Raw genomic sequence first — 1,292 nt, 5'->3', positions numbered from 1 at the left:
CATCAATATAACTCATGGTTCCAGTAATATCGCCATCCCTTTCTACAGTCAGTTCCATCTGCATGGTGCGGTCGAGCGCGGAGAATTTCCCATTGCCGGTGGGGACAATTTCGTGTTCACTTTGAGTTCCAACCTGGGCAAACATGCGGGCATTAAATCGCCGCAGCACCATGGTTTTTCCGTTGGAGAGATTATAATCTCCCTTGTAAGGTTTGAAATCCTCCGGGGCCATATAAACGCGTTTGATTTCGAGGTTTTTTAGTGCCGGAATAATCACTTGTCCGACGTCAGACTGCTGCGCCTGGCTTGTTTGAACAAGCGCGCAGGCGCACAAGCCCAGCAGGGCAATTTTCCCTTTCATGGCTACTCCCTTCTTTATGTTATTACCGGTTTATTATTTCTTGGTACCGGCTATAACACTATAGGCGAGCGTCCTAAAAAGGCGCATTAATATATTTTGATGAAAAACGGGCTRCCGATTCGGTAAATATCCGGTGACCGATCGCATCGAAAATTATTATTTCGGAAATGAGTCAGATAATCCGGACGGGAACGCCATTGCGAATCGTGTTATGAACTTCGGCAATGGCGTCGGTATGGCGCAGGAGGGCTTCGATAACATCATCCGGTGCGGTGGAAAGTACGCGGGCGGAATAGCGGATATTCGTGGCGGCGAGGCCGGGACCGGGAAAGTCGGCGCTGGCTTCGACTTCGACACTGTTAATGGCGATGTGTTTAAGCTCGGCTTCCCGATAAAGATCGTTGCAGTAGCAGGTGGCCAGGGCCAGCATCAGGAATTCGCCACCGTTGACGGCCGAGCCTTTGCCCGCTGCTTTCATCGGGACTGCAAGCGACTGGGCTGCGCCGTCGGTGCTGACGTGCGCTTCGTGGACTTTGTATGAGTTCCGGACGGTGGCAGAGATTTTCACTGGGCGCTCCTCCTGCAAGAGAAGCGCCTATTCTAATCTGGCTTCAGGCGGCCAGACGCAGTGGTTGCGGGTGTGCCACACGGCGATTTGCATCTGTGCTGGACACGCGGAATACGCTCACCATCTCATCCAGTTCGCCCGCCTGTTCCTGCATTGCGGCGGCAGCGGCGGTGGCTTCTTCAACCAGGGCCGCGTTCTGCTGCGTGACCTGGTCCATCTGTGCGATGGCCTGGTTGATCTGATCGATGCCCGCGCTTTGCTCATCGCCGGCGGCCATGATCTCGCCCATGATGTCGGTCACGCGCGTGACGCTGGCCACGATTTCGTTCATGGTGGCGCCGGCTTTGTCGACCAGGGCTGCGC

The 1,292-nt window shown here is 54.8% G+C and carries 3 protein-coding genes; all 3 read right to left on the bottom strand.

Annotation, left to right across the window (positions count from 1 at the left end):
- A partial coding sequence (locus AB4Z11_RS32005; RefSeq protein ID WP_442030243.1) for a hypothetical protein occupies window positions 1-361 on the bottom strand: 361 nt, incomplete at its 3' end.
- A gap of 172 nt (window positions 362-533) precedes the next feature.
- Window positions 534-929: an OsmC family protein gene (locus AB4Z11_RS32000; protein WP_442030241.1), complete on the bottom strand. Its 396-nt coding sequence runs from the start codon at window positions 927-929 to the stop codon at window positions 534-536.
- 43 nt (window positions 930-972) lie between these two features.
- On the bottom strand, window positions 973-1,292 hold a 320-nt coding region (locus AB4Z11_RS31995), incomplete at its 5' end, for a methyl-accepting chemotaxis protein (protein ID WP_442030239.1).

This window comes from Pseudoduganella sp. RAF53_2 (genome assembly GCF_052113985.1).
Lineage (GTDB): Bacteria > Pseudomonadota > Gammaproteobacteria > Burkholderiales > Burkholderiaceae_D > Rugamonas.
The sequence above is the reverse complement of the archived record's forward strand: the minus strand, read 5'-3'. Positions and strand labels throughout refer to the sequence as shown.